10 protein-coding genes and 1 pseudogene are annotated in these 14954 nt (G+C 66.2%); 4 read left to right on the forward strand and 7 right to left on the reverse strand.

All coding sequences use genetic code 11. From position 1 onward, the window contains the following. The first annotated feature begins 185 nt into the window (after positions 1-185). On the forward strand, positions 186-1331 hold the full coding sequence (locus BN10_RS11010; protein WP_010851322.1) for a tyrosine-type recombinase/integrase: 1146 nt from the start codon (positions 186-188) through the stop codon (positions 1329-1331). 206 nt (positions 1332-1537) lie between these two features. On the opposite strand, the gene BN10_RS11015 is transcribed toward BN10_RS11010, so the two are convergent. Both BN10_RS11015 and BN10_RS11020 read right to left on the reverse strand, forming a co-directional pair. Beyond that, positions 1538-2269 carry a PIN domain-containing protein gene (locus BN10_RS11015; protein WP_010851323.1) on the reverse strand — a complete coding sequence of 244 codons (732 nt, stop codon included), beginning with the start codon at positions 2267-2269 and terminating at the stop codon, positions 1538-1540. 71 nt (positions 2270-2340) lie between these two features. Then, the gene (locus BN10_RS11020) at positions 2341-2532 is read right to left on the reverse strand and encodes an excisionase family DNA-binding protein (RefSeq protein ID WP_010851324.1); all 192 of its coding nucleotides are present in this window, start codon (positions 2530-2532) and stop codon (positions 2341-2343) included. A gap of 92 nt (positions 2533-2624) precedes the next feature. On the opposite strand from BN10_RS11020, the gene BN10_RS11025 reads away from it, so the two are divergent. Then, positions 2625-3422, forward strand: coding sequence for an endonuclease/exonuclease/phosphatase family protein (locus BN10_RS11025; RefSeq protein WP_010851325.1), 798 nt, complete (start codon positions 2625-2627; stop codon positions 3420-3422). Here BN10_RS11025 and BN10_RS11030 read toward each other — a convergent pair whose 3' ends face one another. Genes BN10_RS11030 through BN10_RS11040 form a run of 3 tightly spaced genes read right to left on the reverse strand, consistent with a single transcriptional unit; the run spans position 3423 to position 9510 of the window. Continuing rightward, on the reverse strand, positions 3423-4463 hold the full coding sequence (locus BN10_RS11030; protein WP_010851326.1) for a restriction endonuclease: 1041 nt from the start codon (positions 4461-4463) through the stop codon (positions 3423-3425). Next, positions 4460-9259, reverse strand: a complete 4800-nt coding sequence (locus tag BN10_RS11035; protein ID WP_010851327.1) for a DEAD/DEAH box helicase — start codon at positions 9257-9259, stop codon at positions 4460-4462. The genes BN10_RS11030 and BN10_RS11035 overlap by 4 nt, the downstream gene beginning before the upstream one ends. 14 nt (positions 9260-9273) lie before the next feature. Next, entirely contained in the window at positions 9274-9510 is a 237-nt protein-coding gene (locus tag BN10_RS11040; protein ID WP_040751516.1) for a hypothetical protein, read from the reverse strand. A 223-nt stretch (positions 9511-9733) separates the two neighbouring features. Between BN10_RS11040 and BN10_RS11045 the strand changes: the two are divergent. Beyond that, positions 9734-10762: pseudogene (locus BN10_RS11045) on the forward strand (AMP-binding protein); the annotation flags it as partial. A gap of 58 nt (positions 10763-10820) precedes the next feature. On the opposite strand, the gene BN10_RS11050 reads toward BN10_RS11045, so the two are convergent. Next, positions 10821-12320, reverse strand: coding sequence for a gluconokinase (locus BN10_RS11050; protein WP_010851330.1), 1500 nt, complete (start codon positions 12318-12320; stop codon positions 10821-10823). 90 nt (positions 12321-12410) lie between these two features. Then, positions 12411-13913 (reverse strand): GntT/GntP/DsdX family permease, encoded by a 1503-nt coding sequence (locus BN10_RS11055; protein WP_010851331.1) that lies wholly within the window; start codon positions 13911-13913, stop codon positions 12411-12413. Between the two features lie 323 nt (positions 13914-14236). Here BN10_RS11055 and BN10_RS17390 point away from each other — a divergent pair, with 323 nt between their 5' ends. Beyond that, on the forward strand, positions 14237-14575 hold the full coding sequence (locus BN10_RS17390; protein ID WP_010851332.1) for a tetratricopeptide repeat protein: 339 nt from the start codon (positions 14237-14239) through the stop codon (positions 14573-14575). Positions 14576-14954 lie beyond the last annotated feature (379 nt).

Raw genomic sequence — 14954 nt, forward strand, 5'->3', positions numbered from 1 at the left:
TGGTCGGGGTGACAGGATTTGAACTGTTCACGCGCCTACTTGGCTGTAGTGCTTCGACCTGCACCGTAGGCATCTGACCTGCGGTGATCTAGAATCTAGCGCGTGAGAGGACAGGGCACAAGCGGACACGAAATGTCCCCAGTTATGCCCCAGTTGTGTCCACTCGTGTCCGCTGGTGGCACGCGATGACGAGGGCGAAGCGGGACTTCGGGACCATCCGCAAGCGAGCCAATGGTCGCTGGCAGGCCTACTACATGGGTCCGGACCAAGCCTTCCACCGTGCTCCGTCGACCTTCGACGCCAAGGTCGACGCAGAGGCGTGGCTTGCGGCCGAGCGCCGGCTCATGCAGAACGACGAGTGGTCGCCGAGCAAGTCGCGGCGGGCGAAGGTCGTGCGGTCGACGGAGATGTTCGGGCCGTATGCCGAGGCGTGGCTCGAGCAGCGGGAACTCAAGCCCCGCACCCAGGCGCTCTATCGCCGTCTGTTGGATCGCTTCGTCCTCCCGGCCTTCGCCGAGGTGTCCCTTCGGGACATCACCCCGCAGGTGGTGAGGGCGTGGCACAGCGGCTTGGACGCGAGCCGACCGACGCAGCGGGCGCACACCTACAGTCTGTTGCGCTCGATTCTGTCGACAGCGGTGACTGACGAGATCCTTGCCTCGAACCCCTGTCGCGTCCGCGGCGCTGGTTCGGCCAAGCGTGTCCGGTCGATCGAGCCGGCCACGCTTGGCGAACTCGAGGTCCTGCTGGAAAGGATCCCTGCGCAATACCGCGCCCTCGTGCTCATCGGCGCATGGTGTGGCCTGAGGTTCGGGGAGGTCTCCGAGCTTCGTCGCAAGGACGTTGATCTCAAGGCGGGGACCATCCACGTCATGCGCGGAGTCGTCCGCGTCGGCAAGGAAGTCACCGTCGGCAAACCGAAGAACATCGCGGGGGTCCGGGACATCGCGGTGCCTCCACACCTGTTGCCGATCCTCGAGCAGCACCTCAACGAGCACGTCGTGCTCGGCCGCGAGGCCCTGCTCTTCCCGTCCGTCAAAGACCCCGATGTGCAGGTGCACACGAACACGCTGCGACGACACTGGTTGAAGGCCCGGTTGGCCGCTGGCCGCCCCGATCTGCGTGTTCACGACCTGCGGCACACCGGAGCCGTTCTCGCGGCACAGTCGGGCGCGACTCTTGCCGAACTCATGGCGAGGATCGGGCACTCCACTCCGCAGATGGCGCTGCGCTACCAACACGTTGCACGGGGGAGGGACGCCGAGATCGCGGCCCGGATGTCCAAGGCTGCCAAGAAGTGGGCGAAGCAGCGTGAAGGTCGTGGGCGCTAGGCTCACAGCCCTTCGGGCGCTACGCGTGGCGTGCCACTGTGAGCCTAGCGCCCACGAGTGAGGAAACCCCGGCGATGTGGCTTCCGCCAGTGATCGTTCCGGGGTCTTCGCCACCGATCGCAGGGGCAAGCGGCCGCCGGCGGCGCGCGCGGGGGTGTAGAGTTGCCCCATACCGCCCGGCCCCTCTGGGGCCGGGTTTTTTCGTATCACCAGCCGATAGGTCTGCTGAGTCGGCCTATCGTGGTCGGCATCTGGTGGTTCGTGAAATCCGAAGCCGTGAGCTGGTACCACCAGTGGGCGCCGACTCCAGTCGTGGAGTCAGCGTTCAGAGCCCCCGCGGGATAGCCCTTCGTCGGGTTGATCAGCCCCAGCGGCACGTGCTGACGGACAACGTCAACGGGCATCTTGAGGTCACTGTCATTGCTGATGACGACGGCAGCGTCGACGGCGCCGCCGAGGACGTCGACCAGCATGTGACTTGCGACGTTGACATCGCTGCCCTTCTCTTCGCGCCGTGCGACGGAGGCCATGAAGGTCGCATGGGGAACGTCGGACCCTTGCGCGTTTCGAACCATCAGGGGCCAGTTCGCCTCGGTGAGGACGGGTCGGCCGCGGCGATCAGCCGTGGCCAGCGGAGCCGTGGCTGTCCGTGCCACGTAGTTCCCGTACTCGATCACGTCCACGGCACCGTGTTGGACCAACGCTCTTAGATAAGTGTCCTGGTCGCGTTGGCTGCTGACGTTGTCACGACCGCGGATCCTCGCTGTGCAGAACACCACACGACTGCCGACCACTGCCGACCATGGCGACTGCGCGGCGATGACGGCCTCCAGCATTGCGCGCAGGTCGAGCCACCGCCATCCGGCGACACCGCGGCCGCAGATGCCTCGGCCGCCGTAATAGAGGTTGTAGCCATCGATGTAGATCCCCACGCGCATGAGTGAACGATCCCAACTCGCAGTGACATGGCTGCCCGGACGCGAACATCACACACCGTGCCGTAAGCGCATCATCCAGCCGTGGGTATGCGGATCATCAGCCGGTCGACGTCATCCGGGTCGAGACGGATGACGCGCGGACCGTTCCGGTAGGCGACGAGGTCTCCGGCGGCGATGCGACGGCGCAGGGTCCTCGTGCTGAGTCCGGTGCGCTCGGCGGCACGGGCGAGGGTTTCGAACTGACGACGGGTCTTGAGTGTCATGGCAAGTCCTCCTTCGTCATCCGAAAGCGACGGTCCCAGCTTGGCGGATCACTGACCGTCGCAAGCATTCGAGACTCTCGTACTCTGACGACGTGAAGCTCATCTGCTGGAACATGGCCGCTGCTTACGGCTATGACCGTGAACGCCACGAACGGGCGTGGCGGTGGCTCAACGAGCAGGATGCAGACGTCGCACTTGTTCAGGAGGTCGTCCCCCACGAGGAGCACCTGTCGAACTGGGGTTCGGTCATCTTCAAAGGCAAGTACAAGAAGCACGGGTGTGCCGTTCTCGTGCGCGAGGGCGGGTATCGAGCCTGGACTCCCAGTGCCGACCAGCCCTGGCTCCAACGGATTGGCGGCGCTGTCGCGGTCGCCGAGCCGGTGGACTCAACACTGCCTTGGTTGGTCAGCGTTCACTCGGACGCAATGGGCATCTACGAGATCGGGAGGAAGTACCACCCTTGGTATGACGCGATGCCGTCAACTGACGGCATTCCCCGCTGCAGCGAGACCGAGATCTGGGAGGTCGAGGCTGCCGCGCACGAGTTGCGACCCATTCTGTCGGGGTCGCCTTTCCTGTGCGGAGGGGACCTCAATAGCGCACTGCTGTTCGACTCTCCTCGCTCTCAGGAGAACGCTCGGCTCTTCTCCAATCTCGCCGACCAGGGCTACGTCGACACGAGGCCTCGCCACTGGACAGATGAGGTGCAGACCTTCTTCCGCGAAGGACGACGTCCCTTCCAGCTCGACCACGTGTTTGCAGACGCCAAGACGGAATCGCTGGTCACCTCGTGGCGAGTCCTGCGAGAGCCCGTCGAGTCCCACGACGCCAGTGATCACGCCCCAATCGAGATCGTGATAGGCCACGAGCGGGACATCCAGATCGGGTGATCAGCTCTCGTCGCGGAGCATCCAGACCCGCTGGAGGGGGACCCGAGCGCGGATGTCCTCAGGCAGACGCTCGTAGTTGCGTTGGAGAGCATCGATGACGTCCGTGGAGTCCCACACCTTGACTCGGAATCGCTGGTGCTTCACAGCGTCGCGCGCCGGCTTGCTCAGGCCGGTCCACGTCGCCAAGAGACCGTAGTCGGCGCCGTGAGTGCTCACGAGCCCGTTGAGTTGCGCCACGACCTCGGAGCCGATCTGCCCGGTCTTGACCTGCACGATCACCTTCGGAGATTCAAGCCCGAGCAATCCTCGACCCGCGGTGATGTCGATCCCACCATCGGCCCCGGGGGGAGCCTCATCCACTTCGAAGCCCTCGGCCCGGAGCAATTCGGCGACGAGGTGGGCAAATCCGTGCCCGGAGAATTCCTCCCCGATCCGAGTGGTGATCTGGTCTGCTGCCACCTCGGCCACGTTCGGCTTCGACTCCGGGTCATCGACGACATCATCGTGTTGCTGCCGGGGAGTTGAGGGCGTCGACCCCGCACCCAAGGCGCCCGGGTCCTCGCTGTGAGCCAGCAGGTGCTCCAATCGGGCGGCAGCGTTGTTGCGGCTCGGCGAGAAGATCGAGATGGCACTCCCCAGCGTGTAGAGCAGGTCCTGTTTGACTACCGCACGGGGCACACGGTTCTGCCAGTCCACCTTCACGACATGGCGACAGTTGGGATCCTGCTGATCCGCAAGGTACTGGTAGCCGCCGGTCACTCGACCCAGTGCGATCTCACGGGTCGTCTTCATCGGGAGAACCAAGATGTCTCCGGGCTGGATGCGGTGTCTGAGAGCCCACATCTGACCCGTGTAGCCGGCCACTTTGCCAGCCGAGTCGGTGCCGAAGGTGTCGGCGATGACCTCTTCGATCTCTGCCCGTGTTGTGAATGGCGACAGGTCGGGGACTTCCATCCATCCGCCACCTGAGTGGCCGGTGTCCCAGGCCCAGTCGTCGCGCTCTCCGTACCGACCTGCCCTGACGACCCATGCGGCGCTCATGTTGTCTCCGATCGGATATCAAGTGGCGGGAGTGCGTCGACGATCTTCAGCGTCTCGAGGCTGACCGTGACGATGCGGGCGAGCAGGTCGATGATGTAGCGCGGGTCGCGGACCTCGCGGGACCAGTCGTTGGGGTCGTTGACGATTCCGGAGCCCTTGGGTCCGCCGTCGACCTTGACCTGGTAGCGGTCGAGGATCCACTCGATGGCCGAGCGACTGCCGAGCTGGTAGCGGCACGCGTCCTCGGGGATGCCGCTGAGCGTGATCCGCGAGTTGTAGACGACCGTCGAGCGGTCGGCCACGAGCTTCTTCGTCTCGGGGTCGCGGACCTTGGCGAAGGCCATCTTTTCGACGCGGAAGTGGTCGTATGCCGCGTCTCCGGTCGGCGCCGGATCGTCCAGTCCCGCAAGGGGATAAGGGTCGACCGACTCGTAGCCGAGGTGCAGCTCGGAGAGTCGGCGGCCGGCTTCGACATAGGGCCACGGGTCTGTCACGAGCGGGATGCGGGGGAGCATCTTCTTGAGGTCGGCGGCGTAGGTCTCCCGGTAGTCGGGGGAGTGGAGCAGCCCGTAGACGTAGAAGAAGATGTCGTCCTTCGTGATGCGGTCACCGTATGCCGCGCGGAAGGTGGTCAACGCGTGGTCGGTGATGTTGTCGATCCGGCGGTAGCCGTCGATCACCTCGGCGTCGTGGTATGCCGTGTCGAGGCTGAGCATCCAGTCCTCGGCCTCGACCTTCTCGTACCGCCACCTTGCGAAGACTGATCCGCTGGAGCCAGCGCCGGTGACGTGGAGGTCAGGCGTGTCTGCCAGTGCCAGCGCTGAAAAGGGAACGTCAGAGTTTCGGCCGACCGTGTAGATCAGCGCATTCTGACTTCTAGGCAGTGGTAGGAACCGTCGCGTTTTCGACTGGACCTCGTTGAGCCGCGAGTCGTAATACATGCGAACTTTGGTAAAAGGTCGATAGGTTGCGTGTCGAACCGACCCGGGGACGAAGCCAATCGATTCTCCGGAGGTCGCCCTGCTCCGCAGTGAACGTGACCAGCTCAGCTCGGAGGGAGCCTCCATGGCTTCTCCAGCGGCCGCCATGTTGTAGTTGGTGATCAATTTCTTCACCCGGTTGACAAGGGCCGAGCGACTGAAGGCGTACACCCACATGTCGCGGCTTGTTGTCACGCCTTGAGTCGGAATGCCGAAGATCTCGTTGACTCCCTCGAATTCCGAGAACTCTTGCCGCCGTTGGTTGATCCAGTCACCACTGACGTTGGGGGTGATGCGGGTGACGGGTTCGAGCCCCGTGACTCGTTGAGCGGCTTGGGTCTTGGCGAGCTTGTCCTCGCGGGTGAGGTAGTCGCCGATGTCCGTGTAGTGGATCCGCGCCGGTCCCGTGTTATCCGGGTCCTTTACCAACACGGTGACTGCTGCGGTTGTGCGACCTCCCGCCGCGAACACGTTGCCTCCTTCCTTCTTGCGCTGCTCCCCAGCCGTTCGCGCGTTACCTCGGAGGTTGAGGATGTGGATGTCGCTGAACTCATCCGCGAGACTCAGCCTCATCCCGTCGGCCGTATTGGAGTCGAGCCAGCCACCGTTCGTCACGAAGGCGACGACGCCGCGGTCGGCAATCCGGAGCGATGCCCACTTGATAGCCCGGATGTAGGAGTCGTACAGCGAGTTCTTGTTCGTCGCTCCCGACCGTGCGGCATACGTTTCACGGATTGCTGAGTCGAGCGTGGGGTAGGACTCGTTGGCGTTGTCGTCGTTGGCGGAATCCTGGCCCGATGAGTACGGGGGATTGCCGACGATGACCTGGATGTCGAGAGCTTTGAGCCGCTCGAGGCGGGCATTGTTCTGGACGAAGACGGTGGTGTCGAGGGTGTCGCCTTCCTCCCACGACTGGAACGTGTCGGTGAGGATCAGACCAGGGAAGGGCTCGTAGTCGCCGGGATCGCCGAGCTCGCCGCGCAGGTCCTGGTAGGTCGTCTCGATGTTCACGGCAGCGATGTAGTAGGCAAGGAGCAGGATCTCGTTGGCGTGCAACTCGTGCGCGTACTTGCGGGCCAGATCCTTCGGTTCGATGAGTCCGAGTTGGAGCAGCCTGGTGATGAAGGTGCCCGTCCCGACGAAGCCGTCGAGGATGTGGACGCCCTCGTCGGTGAGGCCCTGTCCGAAGTGCTCACGCAGGACGTCGTCGGCCGAGCGGAGGATGAAGTCGACGATCTCGACCGGGGTGTAGACGATGCCGAGCTTGTCGACGGTCTTCTTAAACGCGGTGGCGAAGAAGGTGTCGTAGAGCTGGACGATGAGCTTCTGCCGGCCCTCGGCCGTGTCGACGCCTTGCACCCGCATGCGGACCGAGTCGTAGAACTTCTCCAGGGAGTGGTTCTCGTCGTCGAGGTTGTGCTCGTCGAGGGCGGCCAGCATCCGCTCCATTGTTTGGGCGACGGGGTTGTGGGCCGCGAAGTCATAGCCGCCGAAGAGGGCCTCGAAGACGGGCCGGGTGATGAGGTGCTGGGCCAGCATGTCGACGGCGTCGGCGCGGGTGATGCCTTCGTTGAGGTTGCCGCGTAGACCGGTGAGGAACCGGTCGAACTCCGCCGTGACCGCACGGTTCCCGCCGTCGAGGAGGGCGGTGATGCGAGTGATGTGCCGCTGCGCGATGTCGGCAATGTCCTTGGCCCAGTCCTCCCAATATCGTCGCGAACCGACCTTCGCGACGACCTTCGCGTAGATCGCCTCACGCCACTCGTCGAGGAAGGTGAGCGCAAGTGCGCCCTGGGTGCCGGTCGAGTCGCCGCCGTTGTCGCCACGACCATCCGGCCCGGGGACCCCGATGACGTTGATCTTGTCGTCGCGCTGCTTGACCAGCTCGATCCGGTTGACCATCGCGTTGAAGCGTTCGTCGTGCGCACGGAGAGCCTGCAGGACTTCCCACACCGCGGCATACCGCTTGTTGTCCCGCAACGCCTGCTCGGGAGTCATCCCGGCGGGGATGCCAACCGGCAGGATGATGTAGCCGTACTGCTTGCCCGGCGCCTTGCGCATGACGCGGCCGACCGACTGGACGATGTCGACAACCGACTTGCGCGGCGAGAGGAACATGACCGCGTCGAGGGCGGGCACGTCCACGCCTTCGGAGAGGCAACGAGCGTTGGTGAGGATCCGGCATACGCCGTTGGGGACGTCCGCGCGGAGCCAGTCCAGCCGGGTGTTGCGCTCAAGGGCGTTGAAGGTGCCGTCGACGTGCTGGATCTCGCAAGTCAGCACGGGCTCGCCGTCGGCGTCGTCGAGGTCGTGCGCCGCGGCATACTGCCTCACCGTTTCGGCGAAGAGTGACTCGATGTGCTTGGAGTCCTTGATGGTGCCGGCGAAGGCGACGGCACGGCGCATCGGCGCGGGGTCGGCGTCGAAGGAGTGCTCGGCGGATCCGCGCTTGGCCAGGCCGTTCCAACAGCCGACGATCTTGGCTGCATCGTCGAGGCGCAGCTCGTTGCCCTCGTCGGCGAGCTGGAGCTGGAAGGTGCGGGAAACTGCGGTCTCGTCGACCGCCAGGACGAGGACCTTGTAGTCAGCGAGGAGGTCCTGAGCGACGGCTTCACCGAACCCAAGGCGGTGCAACTCCTCGCCGAAGAGGTCTTCGTTGTCCATCGACGCCAGGACCGCGCTGGCCTCGCCGGCCTTGGCCTTGGAGGCGTCGTCGTAGATCCGAGGCGTAGCGGTCATGTAGAGCCGCTTGTCACCGCGTATGTATGACGCATCGTGGATCCGCACGAAGGCGGACTCGTTTTCACCGGCGAGGGTCGTGCCCGTCGTGCGGTGCGCCTCGTCGCAGACGATGAGGTCGAACGCCGGCAGGTCACCCTGCTGTTGGGCCTGGGCAACGACGTCGATCGACTGGTAGGTCGCGAAAACGACGGTCATCGAGTCGGTCTCGCCGACCGCCTGAGTCCATCGGGACTCCAGGACGGCGACGTTCGTCGTCGAGGGGAGGGCGAGGTCGACGGCAGAGATGTCCTCGTTGGTGGCTTTGGAGCGGGCGGTGGCCTTGCGATCCGAGCAGACGGCGAGAGAGGCGAGGGGCACCTCGGCCTCGGTGGCCCACTCACGGAGGGTCTGGGACAGCAGGCTGATCGAGGGGACCAGGAAGAGGACGCTGCCACCAGCGCCGACGAGTTGCTCGGCCAGCCGGAGGGACGTGAAGGTCTTGCCGGTGCCGCAGGCCATGATCAACTTGCCCCGGTCCGCGGAGGCGAGCCCACGGCATACGTCCTCAATGGCTTTGCGTTGGTGCGCGCGGAGCTTCTTCTTGTCGGTGACGGGTAGTGCTTCGGGCGTGGCCCAGTCGAAGGCGTCCCAGTCGATCGTCGAGGCCTCGAGGTCCGCGAGCCCGATGCGCCGGACGGGGACCTGCTGGCCCTGGATCGCGTCCTCGGCATGGGCGTTCCACTTGTCCGTCGTCGAGACGATGATCCGCTGGGTGAACCCCTCCTTGCCCGACGCGGAGAGGAAAGTGTCGATGTCGGGCTTGGAGATCGTCGAGTTCGGGTCGAAGAACTTGCACTGGATCGCCACGTTGCCGCCCGTCAGGCGGTCCACAGCGACGATGTCGATGCCGGTGTCGTGCTTGCCGCCGCGGTCCGGCCAGTCCTGCCAGAGCCACACGTCGCTGAACTGCTCGGCGTAGACCGGGTCGGTGCGAAGGAACTGGGCCATCAACCGCTCGAGCTTGCTGCCCTTGTCGGCCTTCGAGGTCGCCTGCCCGTCGAGCTCGTCCAGCACCTCGTAGATCGACGTCGACATGGGTCGATCCTGCCCTACTCGGCGGGGTCACTCTGGGGGGCCTCGCCGGACTGGCTCTCGGCCAGTTGGCGCATGCGGCGGGCCTCGCGTTTGGTGAGCGTGATGCCCGACCAGGCCACTGCCTCGTCGAGGGTCAGGTGCTCTCCGCGGGTAAGCGCGACGAGCACGTCACCGACGCGCCGGTCCCAGCGTTGTAGTGCTTCGTCACGACGAGCCAACGTGACCGCGAGTTTGGTGGCCAGGCGACTCACGCGCTTGTCTCTTTGCGCTGCTGCGATGCGTGCTCTCATCGCCCGGTCCATGGCTCGGCGCCGTGCCCGCTGTCGTGCCGCCTGCTGTGAGGTCAACTCGATCACGCTCCTTCGTCCGCTGCCGAACACTCGGCGTTGAACTCCAAAAGCGATGGTGGCGTTTCGGCGGATCACTGTGATGTCAGTCCGACGGAACCACGATTCGTGCGCAGGCGATGTCACACACACCTCCGGCACGACGGCCCGCCCCAAGGGCGCGATGATGACCCACCAGGCGCTGGCCGCCGAATACGTCTCGTGCGTCATCGCCCTCGACTTCACCCCGCAGGACAACCCGCTCATCGCGATGCCGCTCTACCACTCGGCCGCCATGCACGTGTTCCTGCTGCCCTACCTGTCCATCGGGGCGAGCGTCCACCTCATGCCCGGGCCGGACGTTCCCGAGATCCTGCGCCGGGTCGAGGCCGACGCGATCGGCTCGCTCTTCCTCGCCCCGACCGTGTGGGTGCCGCTGGCTGGCCACCCGGACCTGGACACCCGTGACCTGTCCTCGTTGCGCAAGGCGCAGTACGGGGCATCGATCATGCCGACGACCGTGCTCGCCCGCCTGCGCGAGAGGTACCCCGAGCTCGGTTTCTACAACTGCTTCGGACAGTCCGAGATCGGGCCGCTGGCCACGGTGCTGCGCCCCGAGGAGCACGACGAACGCCCGGCCTCCGCGGGGCGACCGGTCTTCTTCGTCGAGGCCCGGGTCGTCGACACCCACGGTGACGACGTCCCACCGGGCACCTCCGGCGAGGTCGTCTACCGCTCGCCGCAGCTGTGCCAGGGCTACTGGGAGAACCCGGAGGCCACCGCGGAGGCCTTCGCCGGGGGCTGGTTCCACTCCGGGGACCTGGTCACCCGCGACGAGCAGGGGTACATCACCGTCGTCGACCGGATCCGGGACGTCATCAACACCGGGGGCATCCTGGTGGCCTCCCGCGAGGTCGAGGACGTGCTCTACACCCACCCCGCCGTCGCCGAGGTGGCCGTCATCGGGACCCCGGACGAGAAGTGGATCGAGGCGATCACCGCTGTCGTCGTGCCCAAGCCGGGCCAGCAGGTGACGCAGGAGGAGCTCATCGCCCTCGTCAAGGGCCGGCTCGCGCCGTTCAAGGTGCCGAAGTCGGTGCGCTTCGTCGACGAACTACCCCGCAACCAGAGCGGCAAGCTGCTCAAGCGGGAGCTGCGTGACGGGTTGAGCGGCTGAGGCCCACCCGCGCCACTGTCGCCATGGTGAACCCGGATGTCGCCATGGTGAACCCGGACTACTCCGTCGCCTGACCGGTCACGAGTCGGTCGAACAGGGCCGCCTGCCGTGCGTAGTGCGCTGCCTGCGCCGGGTCGGGTTCGATCGCCTCCGCGAGATCCGGTGGTGGTGGGACCGAGCCCGGGGCAAGGGCCTCGAGTGCGAGCAGGGCGGTGCCACGCAGGGTGGTTCGTTCCGTCGTCACCGGGATGACCGGTAGTTCCAGCGCGTTCGCGAGGATCGTGGCGAAGGACGGGATGCCGGACAGCAGTCCACCGCCGGCGTGGATCCGTCGGGGGCCGTGGTTCCGGCCGTGGACGTCGGTCTCCGAATGGGTCCCGGAGACCTCGACGAGCTGTCCTGCGATCCGTCGGTAACTGGTCGCGACGCCCTCGAAGGCGGCGCGTGCCATGGCCGGACCAGTGCTCGCGGCGGTGACATTGGCGAAGGAGGCCCGGGCTCGAGCGGCCCAGCCGGTGCTGCGCTCGCCGGTGAGGAAGGGCACCATCAACGGCGTCGTGTCCGAGGGTGGGGCGGCGACGATGTCGTCGAGATCGGCCTCCCCGAGATCCAACGTCTCGTCGATCCACGTGGCGACCCGCCCGACGTCGTTCAGGGCGCCACCGACGAGGTTGCGCCGTGCGTCGATGCGATAGCACCACAGACCGGTCGGAACGGTGGCCGGGATCCCGGTGACCAGGGTCCGCATCGCGCCACTGGTGGCCGCGGTCAGTGCGACGGTCGCGCCGTCGGCAGCGCCCAGACCGATGTTGCTGGCCAGACCGTCTGCGATCGGTGGGAACCAGACGGCCTCGGCCAGGTGTGGCCACCGTCGGGCGACCCGGTCGTCGATCGCCTGGTAGGGCTGATCAGGATCGGCGATCGGGCTGAGCAGGTCGGTGGAGATGCCGATGTGCCCGAGCAATGCGGCATCCCACTGTCCGGTGTGTCGGTCCAACATGCCGGTCCACGCGGCGCTCGAGGTCCCGATCCGCGCCGTACCCAGCAGTGCCAGGTGCACGAACTCGCCCAGGGAGACCCAGCGGTGGGCGGCGGAGAAGACGCTCGGTTGGGTCCGCCTGAGCCACAGCAGTCGCGCGGGCAGGTAGCTGGCGTGGATGCGGCATCCCGTCTGTTGCTGGACGTCCGCCTCGTCGAGTTCGCTGCGCAGCTGGTGTACCTCCGCGGCGCACCGGCCGTCCGCGTAGGTGAAGCAGGGGGTCAGTGCGTTGCCGTGTGCGTCCACACCAACCAGTGAGGAGGCGAAGGTGTCCAGGGCGACCCCGGCGATCGGCCCGTTCGCACGTTCCACCAGCTGGTCGAGCACAGCCGCGACCTCGTGGGCCACCGTGACCGCGTCCACGGTCGCGGTCCCGTCGGCGGCCGTGGTGAACGCGTGTTCCTGCTTGGCGCGCTTGCCGATCGGGCGGCCGGTGGTGTCGAAGACGCAACCGCGGGTCGCGCTCGAGCCGATGTCGAGGGCGATCACCCTTGGGGCGGACCCCGGATCACCAGCCATGTCGTCCCTCCGTGTCCTGCGTTCCGCTGACGGCGAGCCCGTCGTGGACGCGCCCACGACCGAGATGGTGTCGGTGCCCGGTGGCGGCGGCTAGATGATGATCCACAACAGTCCCACCACGAGGAATCCGAGCACCGAGATGATGGTCTCCATCACCGACCAGGTCTTGATGGTTTCCCCGACCGAGAGTCCGAAGTACTCCTTGACCAACCAGAACCCCGCATCGTTGACGTGGGAGAAGAACAGCGACCCCGCGCCGACGGCCAGGACGACCAGGGCCAGATGGACCGGGCTGAGCCCCACGGCCAACTCGGAGACGATACCGGCCGCGGTCACGGTCGCGACGGTCGCCGAGCCGGTGGCCAGTCGGATCAGGACTGCCACCAGCCAGCCCATGACGAGCACCGACAGATTCGCCGCCACGGCGAGCTTGGCGATGGCGTCACCCGTGCCACCGTCCACCAGGACCTGCTTGAATCCGCCGCCGGCCCCGACGATCATCACGACGCTGGCAATGGGCTTGAGACTCTCGGTGAGCTTGCCGCCCAGGACGGGCAACGAGAAACCGACAGCCGAACCGAAGGTGACCATCGCGAGCAGGACCGCGATGAGCAGGGCAGTGACCGGGTCGCCGATGAAGGTGAGCACCGAGTAGGCCCAGGTACCCTTCGCGAGCCAGATGTCGGCGGCAGCACCCAGGAGCATGAGCACGACGGGCGACAGGACGGTGGTCAGGGTCCACCCGAAACTGGGGGTGCGGGTGCGGGCGGGATCGCCGGAAGTGCCGCGGGCGGCATCCGATCCGGATGCCGCTGGCGACGGTGTGGGAGCCGTCCGGCCCGTCGCCACGTCGGCCTCGGCCGGTACCCCACCCGCGACCGCCAGGGCCGTGCCTGAGGCACCGATCGGCACCCACCGGGCCGCCACCCGGGCGAACAGCGGACCGGCGACGACGACGCACGGGATGGCCACGACCAGACCCAGGGCCAGTGTGATCCCGACATTGGCGTGCAGGGTCCCGATGGCAGCCAGCGGGCCCGGGTGGGGCGGGACGAAGCCGTGCAGGACGGACAGGCCGGCCAGGGCGGGGATGCCGAGCAGCATCGCCTTCCCCCCGGAATGGCGGACCGCCAGCATGACGACCGGGATCAGCAGGACCAGTCCGATCTCGAAGAACATCGGGATCCCGATGATCGCCGCGATGAGCGCCATCTTCCACGGCAGGGCCGCCGGCTTGCCCTTCAAGAGCGTGTCGACGATGCGATCCGCCCCTCCGGAGTCGGCCAGCAGCTTTCCGAGCATCGCGCCCAGGGCGATCAGGACCCCGACGTAGCCGAGCACTCCGCCCACGCCGTTCTCGTACGACTTGGTGATGCCGATCTCGCCGGTCCCGGAGAAGACCCCGACGAACAACGAGCCGATCGTCAGGGCCAGGAAGGCGTGGACCTTCAGCCACACGATGAGCACCACGATGAGGGTGATGCCGAGGGCTGCCACCACCAGGAGTCGCGTGTCGTGGGGGGCCCAGGGGGAGTTCAGGTTGTCGGCCGTGGCGAGGGCTGAGTCTCGGAAGGCAGGCGCCATGGATGTCATGAACGGAACCATTTTTCAACGTTATACCCGACGGTGACGGCAGGGGCGTACCCAACGGTGAGGGCACGGGCGTACCCGACAGTGAGGGCAGGGTCGTACCCGACGGTGAGGGCAGGGTCGGGCCCGCGATGGTCCAGGGGAAGACGACTGTGCCCCTCATTTGCCCTATTGGCCGATTTGGTACCGGCCTGACCTGTTCCTGGAGGGGCTGGAGTGTCCGCCTTTTGCCCTATTGGCCGATTTGGTACCGAGCTGGACTCGCACGGAATAGCCTGTGCAGCGGGGTCGTTCACCGCTGCAGCCACCTTCGACAAGGAGCCAACGTGACCTGGACGCCCGACGGGGCAGCCGATCGGTACGAACGCGCGCAGTTGTACTACGAGCTCGGTGACCACGTGGCGGCAGCCGAGGAGCTGGAGCCGATCGTCGACGCGGAACCCGGGCACGTGGCCTCACGGCTCTTGCTGGCACGGGCCTACTTCCACTCCGCCCGGCTGACCAAGGCCGAGACCCAGCTGCGCGAGGTCATCGAGCGGGCGCCGGACGAGGCGTACGCCTACCTCATGTTGGGCCGTGTGCTGCAACGCCAGAGCCGGCACGACGAGGCGACCGGGCCGCTGCGCCTGGCGGCGATGATGAACCCGGACTACGACCTGGGATGAACCCGGATCAGCGGACCCTCACCGGCTGCGGGTCGCAGCAAATCCCCTAACGTCTCCACCGGGCCCCGCAGCCACACCGGACCGGAGGCCCCCAACCTTGGGGGTACTCCCCGATGTCGAGCCCGTCCCGCAGGCCCCATGCTCGTTCCAGAACGCAACAGGCGTCCTACCTGAGCAACACACCAACTTCCACGGAAGGCAATGACATGGCTGACGGCAACGGAAACCTCTTGGGTGTCCAGTTGAACGACACGTTGAACGACAACTCGAACGACAACTCCAACCAGAACAACACCACCGACAGCGCCAACGGCAACTTCTCGGGCAACCTCTCGGGCAACTCGGACAACTCGGACAGTCGCGACCAGTCCGAGCACAA

It is taken from the genome of Phycicoccus elongatus Lp2, assembly GCF_000367525.1.
GTDB classification, from domain to species: domain Bacteria; phylum Actinomycetota; class Actinomycetes; order Actinomycetales; family Dermatophilaceae; genus Phycicoccus_A; species Phycicoccus_A elongatus.

Excerpts from the sequence above, each read along its gene's own strand:
- BN10_RS11030 (WP_010851326.1), bottom strand. The coding sequence starts at position 4,463 with ATGAGCGCCGCATGGGTCGTCAGGGCAGGTCGGTACGGAGAGCGCGAC.
- BN10_RS11015 (WP_010851323.1), bottom strand. The coding sequence starts at position 2,269 with ATGCGCGTGGGGATCTACATCGATGGCTACAACCTCTATTACGGCGGC.
- BN10_RS11010 (WP_010851322.1), top strand. The coding sequence starts at position 186 with ATGACGAGGGCGAAGCGGGACTTCGGGACCATCCGCAAGCGAGCCAAT.
- BN10_RS11055 (WP_010851331.1), bottom strand. The coding sequence starts at position 13,913 with ATGACATCCATGGCGCCTGCCTTCCGAGACTCAGCCCTCGCCACGGCC.
- BN10_RS11050 (WP_010851330.1), bottom strand. The coding sequence starts at position 12,320 with ATGGCTGGTGATCCGGGGTCCGCCCCAAGGGTGATCGCCCTCGACATC.
- BN10_RS11035 (WP_010851327.1), bottom strand. The coding sequence starts at position 9,259 with ATGTCGACGTCGATCTACGAGGTGCTGGACGAGCTCGACGGGCAGGCG.
- BN10_RS11020 (WP_010851324.1), bottom strand. The coding sequence starts at position 2,532 with ATGACACTCAAGACCCGTCGTCAGTTCGAAACCCTCGCCCGTGCCGCC.